Origin of the sequence: Nocardia stercoris, assembly GCF_003696265.1 — a bacterium.
Lineage (GTDB): Bacteria > Actinomycetota > Actinomycetes > Mycobacteriales > Mycobacteriaceae > Nocardia > Nocardia stercoris.
Genome location: NZ_RFFH01000015.1, coordinates 104653 through 120238 on the forward strand (window position 1 = coordinate 104653; position 15586 = coordinate 120238).

Below are 15586 nucleotides of genomic sequence, written 5' to 3' on the forward strand. Positions count from 1 at the left end.
CGGGGGTAGTTCACCCCTGCGCGAACCGCCCGCGGCTGCCGGGGATGGCGTCCAGGAGGCGGCGCGTGTACTCCTCGCGCGGGTGGTCGAACACCTCCTGGGTGCTCGCCGCCTCCACGATCCGGCCCTGCCGCATCACCAGCACCCGGTCTGCGATCTGCCGCACCACGGCCAGGTCGTGGCTGATGAACAGGTAGGTCAGGCCGAGATCGGACTGCAGCTCACCCAGCAGGTCCAGGATCTGGGCTTGGACCAGCACGTCGAGCGCGGATACCGCCTCGTCACACACCACCAGGTCCGGTTGCAGGGCCAGGGCGCGGGCGATGGCGACGCGCTGCCGCTGGCCGCCGGACAGCTCGCTCGGGTAGCGCACTTCGACGCTGCGCGGCAGCGCCACCCGGTCGAGCAGTTCGCGCACCCGGGCGGCCCGTTCGGCGCGGGTGCCGATGCCGTGCACCCGCAGCGGTTCCTCGATCGTGGTGAAGATCGAGTACATCGGGTTCAGCGACCCGTACGGGTTTTGGAAGATCGGCTGGACGCGGCGCCGGAGGGCCGACTCCGCCTTGCCTTTCAGTGTCGCGACGTCGGTTCCCTCGAAGCTGACGGTGCCCGCAGTGGCGGGTAGCAGGCCCAGAACCAGCTGGGCGACAGTCGATTTCCCGGATCCGGACTCCCCTACCACGGCGGTGGTGGTGCCGCGGTCCAGCGTGAACGAGACGTCGTCCACGGCGATGAACTCGCTGTGCCGCCACGGCACCGAGCCGGGAATCCGGTAGTGCTTGACCAGGTTCCGGGCCACCAACAGTTCGGTGCGGTCGTCCTCGGCGTGCGCTTCGGCCGTGCGCATCGCCTGCGCGCGGATCCGGGCGCGGGTCCGGCCGGTCGACTCCCGCTGCGCGGCCAGCGACGGCGCGGCAGCCACCAGGCGACGGGTGTACTCGTGCACCGGATCGCGCAGGATCGTTTGTGCCGGACCGGATTCCACAACCGTGCCGCGGTACATGACCACCAGGTGTTCGGCCCGCTCGGCGGCCAGGCCCAGATCGTGGGTGATCAGCAGGACCGCGGTACCCAGTTCCGCTGCCAGCTCGGCGAGCCGGTCGAGAATCTGGCGCTGCACGGTGACGTCGAGCGCCGAGGTCGGTTCGTCGGCGATCAGCAGCTCGGGCCGGCAGGACAGACCCATCGCGATCAGCGCGCGCTGGCGCATACCGCCGGAGAACTGGTGCGGATACTGCCCGAGGCGGTCGGCGGCGTCGGCGATCCCGGCCTCGGCCAGCAGTTCGGCGGCCCGCACGCGGGCGGCCTTCCCTTGGGCGATGCCGTGCGCGGCCAGGGTCTCCTCGAGCTGGAATCCGATGGTCCACACCGGATTCAGGTTCGACATCGGATCCTGCGGGACCAATCCGATGCGCCGGCCCCGCACGGTCCGCAGCTCGGCGCGGCCGATCCGGGTCAGGTCGGTGCCGCCGAACCGGATCTCCCCGGCGGTGATCCGGCCGGTGCCGGGCAGCAGGTCGATGATCGCGTGCGCGGTCGTCGACTTGCCGGAACCGGATTCGCCCACGATCGCGACGGTCTGCCCCGGGTACACGGTCAGGTTCACCCCGCGTACCGCCGGCACGTCCCGGCCGCCGGTACGGAAGGCGACGTGCAGATCTCGAATATCCAGCAGCGGGACTGCTTCGGCCACAGCGGGTTCCGTCATCGGGTTCGGGCCTTCGGGTCCAGGGCGTCACGCAGGGCGTCGCCGAGCAGGATGAAGCTGAGCACCGTGATCGCCAGCGCGGTGGCCGGATAGAACAGGATCGGGTGCCCGGACCGCAACTGCTGCCGGCCGGTCGCGATATCGGATCCCCAGCCGATCACGCTGGGCGGCAACCCGACTCCGAGATACGACAGCGTGGCCTCGGTGACGATGTACACGCCGAGCCAGATGCTGGCGATCACGATCAGCGGCCCGGCCGCGTTCGGCAGCACGTGCCGCACCAGGACGCCGCCCTTGGATACACCCAATGCCCGTGCCGCCGTCACATATTCGCTGTTGCGTGCCTCGATCACCGACGCCCGCGCGACCCGCGCCGCCTGCGGCCAGGTGAACGCCACCATGATGGCGACCACGGTCAGCACCGTGCGCTGGTGCAGCAGCTGCATCAGCACGATCGCCGCCAGCAGCAGCGGCAGCGCGAAGAAGACCTCACCCACCCGCGACACCACGGCGTCGAGCAGGCCGCCGAAGAACCCCGACAGCGCGCCCAGCGTGCCACCGAGCAGCAGCAGGCCCAGCGCCGAACAGACCCCGGTGAGCACGGAGGCTCGCGCGCCGTACACGGTCCGGGCGTAGATGTCGCAGCCCTGCAGGTCGAAGCCGAAGATGTGACCGGGACCGGACGGGCCCATGCTGCGATCGAGCAGGCACAACCGCGGATCCTGATCGGTGAACAGGCCCGGGAACACCGCCACCGCGACCACGAACACGATCAGCACCGCGGACAGCAGGAACAGCGGATTGCGCCGCAACCGATGCCAAGCCGCTCGCCACAGGCTGACCGGCGGCGCCTCTTCGACGACGTCCACCGCCAGCACTTCGACCGCGTCGGCGGGTGCGACCACATGCCCCTGCCCGGGCCGCGGCTCATGCTCCTGCCCGACAGAGGCTTCCGCTGCTGCGCCGCGCCGCTGCCCGCCGGTATCCGCATGCTCCCCATGCCGCGAACCCTCCGCGCCCGGCGGTCCGCTGTCCGCGTGCTCCCCGCGCCGCGCACCCTCCGCGCCCAGCGGTCCGGCGTCCTCCTGCCGCTCCGGGTCCTCCGGCCCGCTGCCCGCCTCAGGCATAGCGAATCCTGGGGTCCAGCAACGCATACCCGAGGTCGACGATCAGGTTCGCCACCAGGAACACTCCGATCAGTACCGTCACGAACGACACCACGGTCGGCGCCTCACCGCGGCTGACCGCCTGGAACAGCGTGCCGCCGACCCCGGGGATGTTGAAGATCCCCTCGGTGACGATGGCCCCGCCCATCAGCGCACCCAGGTCGGTCCCCAGGAAAGTGACCACGGGGATCAGCGAATTCCGCAGGATGTGCACGACCACGACCCGGCGGCGGGTCAGCCCTTTCGCGGTCGCGGTGCGCACGTAGTCCGCGGTCGCGTTCTCCGCCACCGAGTTCCGGGTCAGCCGCAGCACGTAGGCGAAGGACACCGAGGCCAGCACGCAGGCCGGAACGAAAAGTTCTGCGACGGAAGCTTTTCCGGTGACAGTCACCGGCACCAGCCCCCATTTCACGCCGAGCAGATATTGCGCGACGAACCCGATGACGAAGGTAGGGGTGGCGATCAGCACCAAGCTGGCCACCAGCATGGTCGAGTCGAACCATCTGCCCTTGCGCAGCCCCGCGACCAGCCCGAATCCGGTGCCGAACACCGCGTTCAGCGCGACCGCCATGACCGCCAGCTTGAACGTGACCGGAAAGGCCTGCGCCATCTGCTCTTTCACCGGGCGCCCGGAGAACGAGGTGCCGAAGTCACCGGTCAGGATGCCCTTCAGATAGAGCAGGTATTGCTCGAAGAACGGCTTGTCCAAATGGTATTGGGCTCGCAGCGCGTGCTCGACCGCCGGTGTCATCGGCTTGTCGCCGGCGAGCGCGCGGATCGGGTCGCCGGGGATGAGGAACACCATCGCGTAGATGAGCAGCGTCGCCCCGAGGAATACCGGGATCATCTGCAGCAGCCGCCGCAGGACGTACCAGGCCAAGGTCGGTACCTGTTCTCTCGCCGGTTATCCGGTGACGTTCTCGTAGTCGAACAGGCCGGACCAGCTGAGCTTCGCCGCCGTCACCTTGGTCGAGGTACCGGCCGCGGCCACGTAGTCGAACAGCGGGATATCCGCCATGTCCGCCAGCAGCAGCGCTTGCGCCTTGGCCGTCGCCCGATACGACTCCTCCGGTGTCGCGGCGGCCTGCGCGGCTCGCAACGCGGCGTCGAATTCGGGGTTCTTGTATTCCACGTCGTTGGTCTGCGAGGTGCTCAGGTACTGCGGGGTGAGGAATTCGAGCATACTCGGATAGTCGCCCTGCCAGCCGTACCGGAACGCGGAATCGAAAGTGTGCGAGGTGATCTGGTCCCGGATCGTCTTGAAGGTCGGATAGGGTGCGCCCTCGGCGTCGATGCCCAGCGTGTTCTTGATGCTGTTGGCCACCGCGTCGATCCAGGCCTGATGGTCGCCGTCGGAGTTGTAGGCGATCTGATACTTCCCGGCCCACGGCGAGATCGCGTCCGCCTGTGCCCACAGTTGCCTCGCCCGGTCCGGGTTGTAGGCCAGCAGGTCGGTGCCGGGCAGGTTGCCGTCGAATCCGGGCAGGCTGGAGGCGGTGAAATCCTTTGCCGGGATCCGTGTTCCGTTGAAGATGGCCTGTGCGATCTGTTCCCGGTTCACGGCCAGCGAGATCGCCTTGCGGCGCAGCACCCCCTCGGGGCCGGTGAAATGCGGCGCATGCCCGATCTGGATGCCGATGTGCTGGTTCTGGGCCGTCGGCTTCTCGATCGCGTGGTCACCGAGGTCCTGCTTGAACGTCGCCAGCGCGCTGCGTGGCACGGTGTCGTCGAGATCGAGGTTTCCGGCCTGCAGATCCGAGTAGGCAGTGTCCAGGCTCTGGTAGAAGACGAATTTCAGGCCCTTGTTCCGCGCGGGCCGGCCACCGTGATACGCCGGATTCGGTTTCACCGACAGGGCGACGTTGTGCTGCCAGGCATCCGGACCGGCCATCATGTAGGGCCCGTTGCCGATCGGGTGTTCCCCGAAGCCCTGCGGATCCCGGTAGAACGCCGCGGGCAGCGGATAGAACGGCGCGAACCCGAGACTCAGCTGGAAGTCGATGTTCGGTTCGGTGAGTTCGACGGTGAATGTCTTGTCGTCCACCACTTTCAGGCCCGACATGGTCTGCGCGGTCGGCGGCGACGCCATGACCGCGTCGGCACCGGCGATATCGGCGAACGCCCAGTTCTGCACCTGCTTGTTGCTCGACAGCGCACCGTAGTTCCACGCATCGACGAACGATTTCGCGGTCACCGGAGTGCCGTCGCTGAACGTCCAGCCGTCCTTCAGCGTGATGGTCCACGTCTTGCGGTCCGGCGAGGTGATGGAGTCGGCAACCTCGTTGTGCGGCTTACCGTCCGCGTCGTAGTACTCCAGGCCCGCGAAGAGCCGGTCGACGATGCGGCCGCCGCCGTTCTCGTTGGTGTCGGTGGGGATCAGCGGGTGCTGCGGCTCGGTTCCGTTGGCGGTCACCAGGTCCGAGCCACTCCCGCTCGACGAGCACCCCACGACCGTCCCCGCCAGCACCGCCAGCGCCACCGCCGGCACCAGCACTTTGCGCAGCCTCACATCGAACCCCGTATTCGTCGGTGGGAGCGGCCCCCCGGGACCGGATTTGCACCGGACGATAGTGACTCGGCGAGCGGTTGTCCCGGCTAAGGCCATTCACGATTCCATCACGAAGGTTCCCGGTGAGTAGCCCTTGCGGCCCCCTCGGCCCGATCCGGTCCATTAGTGTCGATTCGAGCCCGTATCCCAGCCGCGGGCCCAGACGTGGAGATGAGCCTAGCTATGACCGACACCACCGGAGAGCATCGCGACGTGTATCCACCGGCGGCGGACTTCGCTGCCGCGGCGAACGCCGACGCGTCCTACTACGATCGCGCGGCCGCCGACCGCGACGGATTCTGGGCCGAGCAGGCCCGCCGGCTGCACTGGCACCAGCCGTTCTCCCAGGTCCTGGACTGGTCCGATGCACCGGTCGCACGCTGGTTCGGTGACGGCAAGCTGAACGTCGCCTACAACTGCGTGGACCGGCACGTGCTCGACGGGCACGGTGACCAGGTCGCGATCCACTGGGAGGGCGAGCCGGGCGACTCCCGCGACATCACCTACTCCGACCTGCTGGCCGAGGTCTCGCAGGCCGCCAACTACTTCACCGAACTCGGACTGGAGACCGGCGATCGGGTCGCGATCTACATGCCGATGATTCCCGAGGCGATCGTGGCCATGCTGGCCTGCGCCCGGCTGGGTCTGACCCATTCGGTGGTGTTCGCCGGGTTCTCGCCGAATGCCTTGCGGCAGCGCGTCGACGACGCCGAGGCCCGCCTGGTGATCACCACCGACGGCCAGTGGCGGCGCGGCAAGTCGTCGCCGCTGAAGGAGGCCGTCGACCAGGCGCTCGCGGCCGACGGCGATGTGCCGTCCAGCGCCGAGCACGTGCTGGTGGTGCGCCGGACCGGTGTCGAGGTGCCGTGGGTCGAGGGCCGCGACCTGTGGTGGCACGAGACGGTCGGGCAGGCGTCCACCGAGCACGCGGCGCAGGCGTTCGACGCCGAGCACCCGCTGTTCATCCTCTACACCTCGGGCACCACCGGTAAGCCGAAGGGCATCCTGCACACCACCGGCGGTTACCTGACCCAGGCCTCCTACACCCACGACGTCGTCTTCGACCACAAGGCGGGCAGCGACGTGTACTGGTGCACCGCCGACATCGGCTGGGTGACCGGGCACAGCTACATCGTGTACGGCCCGCTGTCCAACCGCGTGACGCAGGTGGTCTACGAGGGCACGCCGAACTCGCCCGACGAGCACCGGCACTTCCAGATCATCGAAAAGTACGGTGTCACAATCTATTACACCGCGCCGACGCTGGTCCGGACGTTCATGAAGTGGGGTCGCGAGATCCCCGACGCCCACGACCTGTCGAGCCTGCGGCTGCTCGGTTCGGTCGGCGAACCGATCAACCCGGAGGCCTGGCGCTGGTACCGCGAGGTGATCGGCGGCAACCGCACCCCGATCGTGGACACCTGGTGGCAGACCGAGACCGGCGCGATCATGATCTCCCCACTGCCCGGCGTGACCGCGACCAAGCCGGGCGCCGCCATGCGCCCGCTGCCCGGTATCTCGGCCGCGGTGGTCGACGAGGAGGGCAAGCCGGTCGAGCTCGGCGAGACCGAGGCCAACGGTTACCTGGTCCTCGATCAGCCGTGGCCGTCCATGCTGCGCGGCATCTGGGGTGACGGGGAACGCTACCGCGCGACCTACTGGAAGCAGTACGCCACGCAGGGCTGGTACTTCGCCGGTGACGGCGCCAAGCTGGACGCCGACGGAGACCTGTGGGTGCTCGGCCGCGTCGACGACGTGATGAACGTGTCCGGGCACCGCATCTCGACCGCCGAGGTGGAATCCGCGCTGGTCGGCCACGCTGGGGTCGCCGAGGCCGCGGTGGTCGGCGCCAGCGACGACACCACGGGCCAGGGCATCGTGGCGTTCGTGATCCTGACCGCCGAGGCCACCGACACCGGTGACGCGCTGATCAAGGAGCTGAACGCGGAGGTGTCGCGCGAGATCAGCCCGATCGCCCGGCCGCGCGAGATCCACATCGTGCCCGAGCTGCCGAAGACCCGGTCCGGCAAGATCATGCGCCGCCTGCTGCGCGACGTGGCCGAGGGCCGGGAACTCGGCGACACGTCGACGCTGGTGGACCCGAACGTCTTCGAAGCGATTCGCGCCGGCAAGCAGCGCTGACCGGACCGCACCCGAAAACCGCGGTAACCAGCGCTGATTACCGCAGCCGACGACCCGCGCCCGGTTCGTAGCCACCTGTCCGGTGTGCACGAGCCGGGCGCCCACCGGTCGTGATCGGCATTGCAAACACGCCCGTCTCGGACGGGCAGGTAACCTCGCTGTGGCACACACGCGTTCAGGAGAAGGGTCGAGCAATTGAGCCTCACGCAGGGCGGTAACGGGCAGGACCGAGGCCGGGACCGGTCAGTCGCCTCGATTCCGCTGTCCGCCGTCGACACGACTGCGGGCGCCAGCTTCGGCGACCTGGTCCGCGACGCGACCGAACAGATGTCGACGCTCGTCCGGGCCGAAGTAGCTCTGGCCAAGGCCGAGCTGACCACCGAGGTCCGAAAGGGCCTGCAGGGCAGCGTGTATTTCATTCTCGCGCTGACGGTCCTGCTGTATTCGTCGTTCTTCTTTTTCTTCTTCCTCGCCGAACTGCTCGACACGGTGCTGATCCGCTGGGTGGCGTTCCTGGTGGTGTTCCTGCTCATGCTGGGCACCACGGTCGGACTGGCCCTGCTCGGCTACATGAAGGTGCGGCGCCTGCGGGCCCCGGAGAAGACGATCGACTCGCTCAAGGAGACCGGGTCGGCGCTGCAGCACAGCTTCACCGGTGACCACTCCGCGAAGCCGTAACGACAAGCCGGTCGCCGCGCGCGGCTGAACCGGGCGATCCGGTTACGCTGTCCGGCGTGTCATCCAAGCCCAGCCCGGACCCGTCGAGTGTCCGCTACGACGGTCCGTGGACCCACCGGGATGTGCATGCCAACGGGATTCGGTTCCATGTCGTCGAGGCTGCCCCGGCCGGGCGGGATTTCGCCGCGCCGGGCACGCCGCTGGTGGTGTTGCTGCACGGCTTCGGTGACCTGTGGTGGTCGTGGCGGCATCAGCTCACCGGTTTGGCCGAACTCGGATTCCGCACGGTCGCGGTCGATCTGCGCGGCTACGGCGACACCGACAAGCCACCGCGCGGCTACGACGGCTGGACGCTCGCCGGGGATGTCGCCGGCCTGATCCGGGCACTCGGGCACACCGACGCCACCCTGGTCGGTCACGGCACCGGCGGCCTGGTCTGCTGGGCGACCGCGGCCCTGCATCCGCGGGTGGTGCGGGCGATCGCGGTCATCGGGTCACCGCATCCGATCGCGTTGAAACAGGCCGTACTGCGTGACCGGCGGCAGCGCCGGACTTGGCTGCCGAACTTCCTGCGCTGCCAGCCCCCCTTCTACGGCGAACGCCTGTTCACCGGGGCGGACGGCGCCGAGATCGAGCGGATGCTGCGGCTGCGGGCCGGTGAGCGCTGGGCCGGCACCGAGGAGTGCGCCGACACCGCGGCCCGGATGCGGTCCGCGATCCGGATCGCCGGTGCCGCCCACTGTGGCCTGGAATACGAACGCTGGGCGTTCCGCAGCCAGTGGCGGCCCGACGGTCACCGCTTCCTGCGCGCGATGCGCGAGCCGATCACCGTGCCGGTGCTGTCGCTGCGCGGAGCCCAGGACCGCTACATGCTCGATTCGACGCTGCGCCGCGGCGCGCACCTGTCCCCGCGCCGCCGCCTGGTGACCGTGCCCGACGCGGGGCACTTCGCGCACCAGGAGAATCCGGGGGCGGTCACCGGCGAGCTGGCGAAACTGTTGACCGAATGACGGTCAGGACAGCACGCAGCTGCCGGTGCCGACCTTGGTGGTGAGGTCACCGGCTTGGTCGCGCTGCTTGGCCACTTCGCCCATGGTCAGCACGTAACCGGTCTCGTCGTCGGTGACGGCGGCACCGAAGACCACGCCGAGCACGTTGCCGTCCGAATCCACCAGTGGCCCACCGGAATTGCCGGCCCGGACCTGTCCGCGCACGGTGTACACCTCGCGCTCGACGGTTCCGTCCCGATAGATGTTGGGGCCGGTCAGATCCAGCGTCTCGCGCACGCGCGCGGCGCTGGCGGTGTAGTTCCCGCCGCCGGGATAGCCCAGCACAATGGAACTTTCGCCCGCCTTCGCCGAGCTGGGCGCGACGGGGATGACCGGCGCGGTCAGACCCGGCACGTCCAGGACCGCCACGTCGGTGTCGGGGTCGAACAGCACGACGATGGCCTCCAGCGGGCCGTGCGGGGTATCCACCGACACGCTCGAGGTGCCGGCGACGACGTGCGCATTGGTCATGACCCGTTCCGGTGCGACCACGAAACCCGAACCCTCCAGCTGCCGTTGGCAACTGGGCGCCAGGCCGTGGATCCGCAGCACACTGAGCTGCAGGTTGCCGGCCACCGGGCTCTGCAGCACGGTCGGGTCCGGCGGCTGCACCGGCGCGATCGGCGCCCGGCCGAACGGGCCGATGACGTCCGGCAGCCCGGAAGTGTTGAGCAGGCGGGAGAATTCGTTCGGTACCCGGCGCAACCAGTTCGGCGCCACCTGGTTCACGTCCGACAGCACCCGGGAACCGTTGACGGCGGCCGCGATCGCGGGCTGCGAGGAGGTGGCCAGCGGCAGTGCGAGCAGCCACGCGGTGACCAGCACCGCGATGCACTGCAGGCCCGCGCCGATCCCGCTGTCGGCGGCGCGCAGCGCCGGATGGTGCATGCCGCCGCGGGCCGCGCGGCCCAGCACCATGCCCGCGACCTCACCGACGATGACCAGCGCGACGATCAGCACCACGCCGACCAGCACGCGGCGGCGGCCCTCACTGACATGGATCAGGATGTGCGGGGCGATCAGGATCCCGGCGACCGCGCCCAGCACGACACCCAGGAAGGACAACGCCGACGCGACCGCGCCCTGCCGCCAGCCGGAGGTGGCGGCCAGCAACGCGAGCAGCACGACGCCGATGTCGAGCCAGGTGGAGGAATTCATGGTGTCATCCCCATTGCTGCCATGGTGGTTTCCAGGTCACGCACATCGTGGTGATCCCAGTCCCGTTCCCATCCCGAAACCGCGAGCACGCCGGCGAGGACGCCGGCCGTGAAGCCCCAGACCAGCATTCCGTCCACGGCGAACGCCGGACCCATATAGCCCAGCGGGTGGCGGACGACGAAACGGTTGGCCGGGTCGAGTAACTCTGCCATGGGAACTCGTACCACCCGGGCGGCCTCGGCGGCGCTGACCACACCGACTTCGCCGGGAGAACGCCAGTAGCCGAGCACGGGGGTGACGTCGAAGCGCGACGGTGGCACGAAGATCTTCTTCAATACCGCGAACGGTTCCACGCCGGCGGGGTCGAGCCCGGTTTCCTCCTGGGCCTCGCGCAGCGCGGTGCCGATCGGCCAGTCGTCGCCGTCGTCGCGGGCGCCACCGGGGAAGGCGACCTGACCGCGGTGCTGGCGCAAAGTGGCCGCGCGCTGGGTCAACAGCACATCTGCGTCGGCGGGCAGCCCGCCGGGCGCGCTCGGATCGGATTCCGGTGCGCCACCGAACAATACGAGCACCGCGGCCTGCCGGGGCCGCAGCACGGCGCTGAGCAGCGCGCCCGGGGTGCGGTCGATGACCTGGTTGATCCCGGTCGGGTCGGTGAGTTCGTGGTCGGCCACACGGCGCAGCCAGTCCGGTAGCCCGGGCGGCCGCAACGCCGTATTCCGGGCGAATTCCTCGGTCACGCTGTAACTCCCAGGGCGGCGGCAACCGTGGCCGCGATGTCGTCGGCACTGCTGAAGGGGCGGACCACCAGCTTCGCGACAGTACCGTCCGGGCGGATCAGCACCGTGACGGGCAGCACCTGCGGCGCGCCCACCGCGTTCTGGACCCGGCCGGCACCGTCCTGCACGCCGGGCAGGTGCACGTCCAGATCGGTGAGCCGGGCCAGGCCCTTCGCCTCGGCCGGGTCGCTGTGCACGGTCAGCACGGTGATCTTGTCTCCGGCGCGCTGGGCGTAGTCGCGCAGCGCCGGAAGTTCCTGCGCGCAGGGCTGACACCAGTACGCCCACAGGTTGAGCAGGGCCGGGCGGCCGGCCAGTGCCGCGGCCAGCGGGACCGGGCGGCCCGTCGCCAAGCAGTCGAGGGTGAGACCGGCCAGCGGGCCGGCGGGCACCACGCCGGGTGCCGCGGCGGGGCAGTCGGCGAGCGCGGCGGCGGCGCGGGCCGCGCCCGGGACGGGTGCGGCGGACTCGGCGACCGGCACGGTCGAGCGGGTCGGGCTCGAGCCGTCCCACGGCCGGGCCACCAGGACGGCACCGACGATCAGCACCACGGCGAGCAGTGCCCAGCGCCAGGCCGGGAAGCCGCGGGGGCCGCGCATGCCGGACTGCCCCGATCCCCCGGGCTGTTGTTCGGTCACCGTCACCGGCCCACCAGTTCCAGCAGGTGCTCGGCCTCGGGCCCCTTGATCAGTGCCGCGGCGGCGGCCGGGTCGGTGGGGCCGAGACCGTAGGACGGGCAGTCGGCGGCGAGGATGCAGGCGCCGCAGGCCGGCTTGCGGGCGTGACATACCCGGCGGCCGTGGAAGATGACCCGGTGCGACAGGTCGGTCCATTCCTTGCGCTCGATCAGCGCGCCGACGGCGTGCTCGACCTTCACCGGGTCTTCCTCGGTGGTCCAGCCCCAGCGTCGTACGAGCCGGCCGAAATGGGTGTCGACGGTGATTCCCGGCACACCGAACGCGTTCCCGAGAATGACGTTGGCCGTTTTGCGCCCGATACCGGGCAGCTTCACCAGGGCGTCCATCGTGGCGGGCAGTTCACCGTCGTAGTCGTCGGTGACCGCCTGTCCCAGACCGATCAGCGAATTCGCCTTGTTCCGGAAGAAACCGGTCGGGCGGATGTACTCCTCGAGCTCCGCGCGATCGGCTTCGGCGAACGCTTTCGCGTCCGGATACCGGGCAAACAACGCCGGTGTGGTCTGATTCACACGGACATCCGTGCACTGCGCGGAAAGTATTGTGGCGACAGCCAATTCGAACGCATTTCGGAAGTCCAGCTCGCAGTGCGCGGCCGGGAACGCGGTGGCCAATGCCCGATTCATCCGGCGGGCGCGACGCACCAGGCCCAGACGGGTTTCGGCGGCAAAGGATCGGGCGGTACGCACGCGTCCACCATACGGAACCGCACTGCGCACCGGGCGACGGCGGCGAGATTACCGGGTACCCCGCGACCGGCGGCACGGGCGGTCGGCGACTACTACGGCCGGGCAACGATCGGACTCCTCCGTATTCCATCTGAGACCTCGGCCGTGTTTACTACCGCGTATGCAAGGACTCGCTGTGGTGCTGTTCCCGGTGCTGTTGATGCTGTTCGCACTGTTCATGGAACGCGTCGAGAATCGGCTCCGCAAACTGCTCGAACCATCCGAAGAGGTCCAGCAATATCTGGACCGCGCCAGCAACGCCGAGGTCAGTGAGCTGGCCAAGCTCGGTGTGCCACCGGCTGCCGCCCGGTTGCCGCGCCGCCGCGGCGGCGACAATCTGGACGTCGCAGCGGCCAGCTGAGCGCGGCGCGCCCACGGCCCAACCCTCCCACCAGCTGGGAGCACCGCAATCCCCGCCACCGCGGCGGCCCGTAGGGTGCAGGACAGGACCCCCGTTCGCGGGCCGGAAGCCGGGGCGGAACGGGACGCACGGGAACCTGTAGCACCCGCTGCGCGTTGCACGGATCGAGTGTTACGTGGTGTCGGTCACTCACGTTCGCACGATCCAAGTAGACTGCTCTGTCGTCGGCCTGCTTCGGTCCCGACAAAGCAGAGCCAATTCACATAAGGAGCATTTCGTGGACGAGGCCCTCGCCCGTGCAGGCATCTTCCAAGGCGTAGAGCCCACCGCGGTGGCCGCTCTCACCAAACAGCTTCAGCCGGTCGACTTCCCGCGCGGCCACGTGATCTTCAACGAGGGTGAGCCCGGAGATCGGCTGTACATCATCACGTCCGGGAAGGTGAAGATCGGCCGGCGTTCGCCGGACGGTCGCGAGAACCTGCTGACCATCATGGGTCCGTCGGACATGTTCGGTGAGCTGTCCATCTTCGACCCGGGCCCGCGTACCTCCACCGCCACCACGGTCACCGAGGTCCGCGCGGTCACCATGGACCGGGACGCGCTGAAGTCGTGGATCGACCAGCGCCCGGAGATCGCCGAGCAGCTGCTGCGCGTGCTCGCGCGCCGCCTGCGCCGCACCAACAACAACCTGGCCGACCTGATCTTCACCGACGTCCCCGGCCGGGTCGCCAAAGCGTTGCTGCAGCTGGCACAGCGGTTCGGCACTCAGGAGGCGGGTGCGCTGCGCGTCACCCACGACCTCACCCAGGAGGAGATCGCCCAGCTGGTCGGCGCGTCGCGTGAGACCGTCAACAAGGCGCTGGCCGACTTCGCGCACCGCGGCTGGCTGCGGCTCGAAGGCAAGAGCGTGCTGATCTCGGACTCCGAGCGGCTCGCCCGCCGCGCTCGATAGCGGATCCACCGAGGTAGACGAACGACCGGCCGGGGCACCCGCCCCGGCCGTCGTCGTGTCGAGCGTCAGTTCTCCGCGGCGCGCAGATAGGCCAGCTGGGCCTGCACCGAACTCGCGGCGGCCGGCCACAGGCTGCGGTCCACGTCGGCGTACACCTTCGCGACGATCTCCATCGTGCCCGCGTCGGCGCCCAACTCCGCGAGCGCGGCGCGGACCTGCGCGAGCCGCTCCCGCCGATGCTGGATGTAGTAGGCGATCACCGGTTCGGCGTCCGGATGATCGGGCCCGTGCGCGGGCAGCAGGCGGCGGCCGGGCGCGACCGCGGCCAACTTGTCCATCGAGGCGAGATAGTCGCCGAGGGCGCCGTCCCGTGATTCCAGCACGGTGGTGCCGCTGCCGAGCACGGTGTCGCCGGTGAATACCGCGTCGTCGGTCACGAAGCTCACCGAGTCGGTGGTGTGGCCGGGGGTGGCCAGCACGGTCAGCCGCAGCCCGGCCGCGTCGATCACCTCACCGTCGGCCAGCGGCAACGCCGAACCACGCAGGTGCGCCGGGTGCATCGCCCGCACCGGCGTACCGGTCTCGGCGACCAGTCCGTCGATGCCGCCGGTGTGGTCGAAGTGGTGATGGGTCACCAGGGCCAGGGCGATCTCGCCGCCGGTCTCCCGGACCAGGGCCGCGGTGTGCTCGGGATCCTGCGGCCCGGGATCGATCACGACGCAGTCGGATCGGCCCGGGGCCCGCAGGATCCAGGTGTTGGTGCCCTGCAGCGTCATCTGCGACGGATTGTTCGCCAGCAGGACCGAGGCGGTCGGGGCGACCGCCCGCAGCCGGCCGTACGCCGGGTGGGTGAGACTCATGAAATCCACTGTCGCAGAAGGCGCGCTTGCCGCGAAGCATTGGACGCACCGATAAATCTCACGTGCTCACCCCTTGCCTCAGCGCACTTCCGCGATGAGTTCCACCTCGACCGGGGTGCCCTTGGGCAGTTCGAACACACCCACCGCGGAGCGGGCGTGCACGCCGGCGTCGCCGAAGATCTCGCCGAGCAGCTCGGAGGCACCGTTGATCACCAGTGGCTGATCGGTGAATCCCGGTGCGGAGGCCACGAATCCGACGACCTTCACGATCCGCACCACCTCGTCCAGGCCGACGAGGCCGTGGACGGCGGCCAGTGCGTTGAGCGCGCACTGGGCGGCCGCGTCCTTGGCGGTCTCCAGGCTGACGTCGGCGCCGACCTTGCCGGTCACCGACAGCGCGCCGTCGACGAACGGCAGCTGACCGGAGGTGTAGACCATCGAGCCCGAGCGGACCGCCGGGATGTAGGCGCCGGCCGGGGCCGCCACCTCCGGCAGCTTCAGGCCTAGACGGTCGAGGTTGGCGGCCCAATCGGTTGCGGCGCCCATCAGTTCTTCGCTCGCTTCAGGTAGGCCACGTGCTGCTCGCCGGTCGGGCCGGGCAGCACCGTGACCAGCTCCCATCCGTCGGCACCCCACTGGTCCAGGATCGCCTTGGTCGCGTGCGTCAGCAGCGGCACGGTCGCGTATTCCCACACGGTCACATCACTCATATGCCAGAGCGTATCGGTGTGTGTCGTAGCGGACACTGGGTGCATCCGGTGC

At 69.4% G+C, this 15586-nt stretch carries 16 protein-coding genes; 5 read left to right on the forward strand and 11 right to left on the reverse strand.

Going from position 1 to position 15586, the window contains the following annotated elements; translation table 11 throughout:
* Window positions 1-10 precede the first annotated feature (10 nt).
* The 4 genes from EBN03_RS26580 to EBN03_RS26595 are packed head-to-tail and all read right to left on the reverse strand — an operon-like array spanning window position 11 to window position 5383.
* Complete coding sequence (locus EBN03_RS26580; RefSeq protein ID WP_122190863.1) at window positions 11-1708, reverse strand: ABC transporter ATP-binding protein; 1698 nt, start codon at window positions 1706-1708, stop codon at window positions 11-13.
* The gene (locus EBN03_RS26585; RefSeq protein WP_122190864.1) at window positions 1705-2835 is read right to left on the reverse strand and encodes an ABC transporter permease; all 1131 of its coding nucleotides are present in this window, start codon (window positions 2833-2835) and stop codon (window positions 1705-1707) included. The genes EBN03_RS26580 and EBN03_RS26585 overlap by 4 nt, the downstream gene beginning before the upstream one ends.
* Window positions 2828-3754 carry an ABC transporter permease gene (locus EBN03_RS26590; protein ID WP_122190865.1) on the reverse strand — a complete coding sequence of 309 codons (927 nt, stop codon included), beginning with the start codon at window positions 3752-3754 and terminating at the stop codon, window positions 2828-2830. The genes EBN03_RS26585 and EBN03_RS26590 overlap by 8 nt, the downstream gene beginning before the upstream one ends.
* Window positions 3755-3778: 24 nt before the next feature.
* Complete coding sequence (locus EBN03_RS26595) at window positions 3779-5383, reverse strand: peptide ABC transporter substrate-binding protein (RefSeq protein WP_325052095.1); 1605 nt, start codon at window positions 5381-5383, stop codon at window positions 3779-3781.
* A 222-nt stretch (window positions 5384-5605) separates the two neighbouring features.
* On the opposite strand from EBN03_RS26595, the gene acs reads away from it, so the two are divergent.
* The 3 genes from acs to EBN03_RS26610 all read left to right on the forward strand — a co-directional run bounded on the left by acs (window position 5606) and on the right by EBN03_RS26610 (window position 9252).
* Window positions 5606-7564: an acetate--CoA ligase gene (acs, locus tag EBN03_RS26600; protein ID WP_122190933.1), complete on the forward strand. Its 1959-nt coding sequence runs from the start codon at window positions 5606-5608 to the stop codon at window positions 7562-7564.
* 195 nt (window positions 7565-7759) lie between these two features.
* Entirely contained in the window at window positions 7760-8242 is a 483-nt protein-coding gene (locus EBN03_RS26605) for a phage holin family protein (protein ID WP_122190867.1), read from the forward strand.
* Between the two features lie 56 nt (window positions 8243-8298).
* The gene (locus tag EBN03_RS26610; protein ID WP_122190868.1) at window positions 8299-9252 is read left to right on the forward strand and encodes an alpha/beta fold hydrolase; all 954 of its coding nucleotides are present in this window, start codon (window positions 8299-8301) and stop codon (window positions 9250-9252) included.
* A 3-nt stretch (window positions 9253-9255) separates the two neighbouring features.
* Here EBN03_RS26610 and EBN03_RS26615 read toward each other — a convergent pair whose 3' ends face one another.
* Genes EBN03_RS26615 through nth form a run of 4 tightly spaced genes read right to left on the reverse strand, consistent with a single transcriptional unit; the run spans window position 9256 to window position 12612 of the window.
* Window positions 9256-10449, reverse strand: a complete 1194-nt coding sequence (locus EBN03_RS26615) for a MarP family serine protease (RefSeq protein WP_122190869.1) — start codon at window positions 10447-10449, stop codon at window positions 9256-9258.
* Entirely contained in the window at window positions 10446-11189 is a 744-nt protein-coding gene (locus EBN03_RS26620) for an NUDIX hydrolase (RefSeq protein ID WP_122190870.1), read from the reverse strand. Before EBN03_RS26620 ends, EBN03_RS26615 begins: the two co-directional genes overlap by 4 nt.
* Window positions 11186-11827 (reverse strand): TlpA family protein disulfide reductase, encoded by a 642-nt coding sequence (locus EBN03_RS26625; RefSeq protein WP_122190871.1) that lies wholly within the window; start codon window positions 11825-11827, stop codon window positions 11186-11188. Before EBN03_RS26625 ends, EBN03_RS26620 begins: the two co-directional genes overlap by 4 nt.
* A gap of 41 nt (window positions 11828-11868) precedes the next feature.
* Complete coding sequence (gene nth, locus EBN03_RS26630; protein WP_325052096.1) at window positions 11869-12612, reverse strand: endonuclease III; 744 nt, start codon at window positions 12610-12612, stop codon at window positions 11869-11871.
* Between the two features lie 160 nt (window positions 12613-12772).
* On the opposite strand from nth, the gene EBN03_RS26635 reads away from it, so the two are divergent.
* Both EBN03_RS26635 and EBN03_RS26640 read left to right on the forward strand, forming a co-directional pair.
* Window positions 12773-13012 (forward strand): hypothetical protein, encoded by a 240-nt coding sequence (locus tag EBN03_RS26635; RefSeq protein WP_122190873.1) that lies wholly within the window; start codon window positions 12773-12775, stop codon window positions 13010-13012.
* A 277-nt stretch (window positions 13013-13289) separates the two neighbouring features.
* Complete coding sequence (locus EBN03_RS26640) at window positions 13290-13964, forward strand: Crp/Fnr family transcriptional regulator (RefSeq protein ID WP_122190874.1); 675 nt, start codon at window positions 13290-13292, stop codon at window positions 13962-13964.
* 65 nt (window positions 13965-14029) lie between these two features.
* Here the strand turns inward: EBN03_RS26640 and EBN03_RS26645 are convergent, their stop codons facing one another.
* The 3 genes from EBN03_RS26645 to EBN03_RS26655 all read right to left on the reverse strand — a co-directional run bounded on the left by EBN03_RS26645 (window position 14030) and on the right by EBN03_RS26655 (window position 15534).
* Window positions 14030-14824: an MBL fold metallo-hydrolase gene (locus EBN03_RS26645; RefSeq protein WP_122190934.1), complete on the reverse strand. Its 795-nt coding sequence runs from the start codon at window positions 14822-14824 to the stop codon at window positions 14030-14032.
* Window positions 14825-14902: 78 nt separating this feature from the next.
* A complete protein-coding gene (locus tag EBN03_RS26650) occupies window positions 14903-15370 on the reverse strand; it encodes a RidA family protein (protein WP_122190875.1) in 468 nt (155 codons plus the stop codon).
* Window positions 15370-15534: a DUF4177 domain-containing protein gene (locus EBN03_RS26655; protein ID WP_122190876.1), complete on the reverse strand. Its 165-nt coding sequence runs from the start codon at window positions 15532-15534 to the stop codon at window positions 15370-15372. The genes EBN03_RS26650 and EBN03_RS26655 overlap by 1 nt, the downstream gene beginning before the upstream one ends.
* Window positions 15535-15586 lie beyond the last annotated feature (52 nt).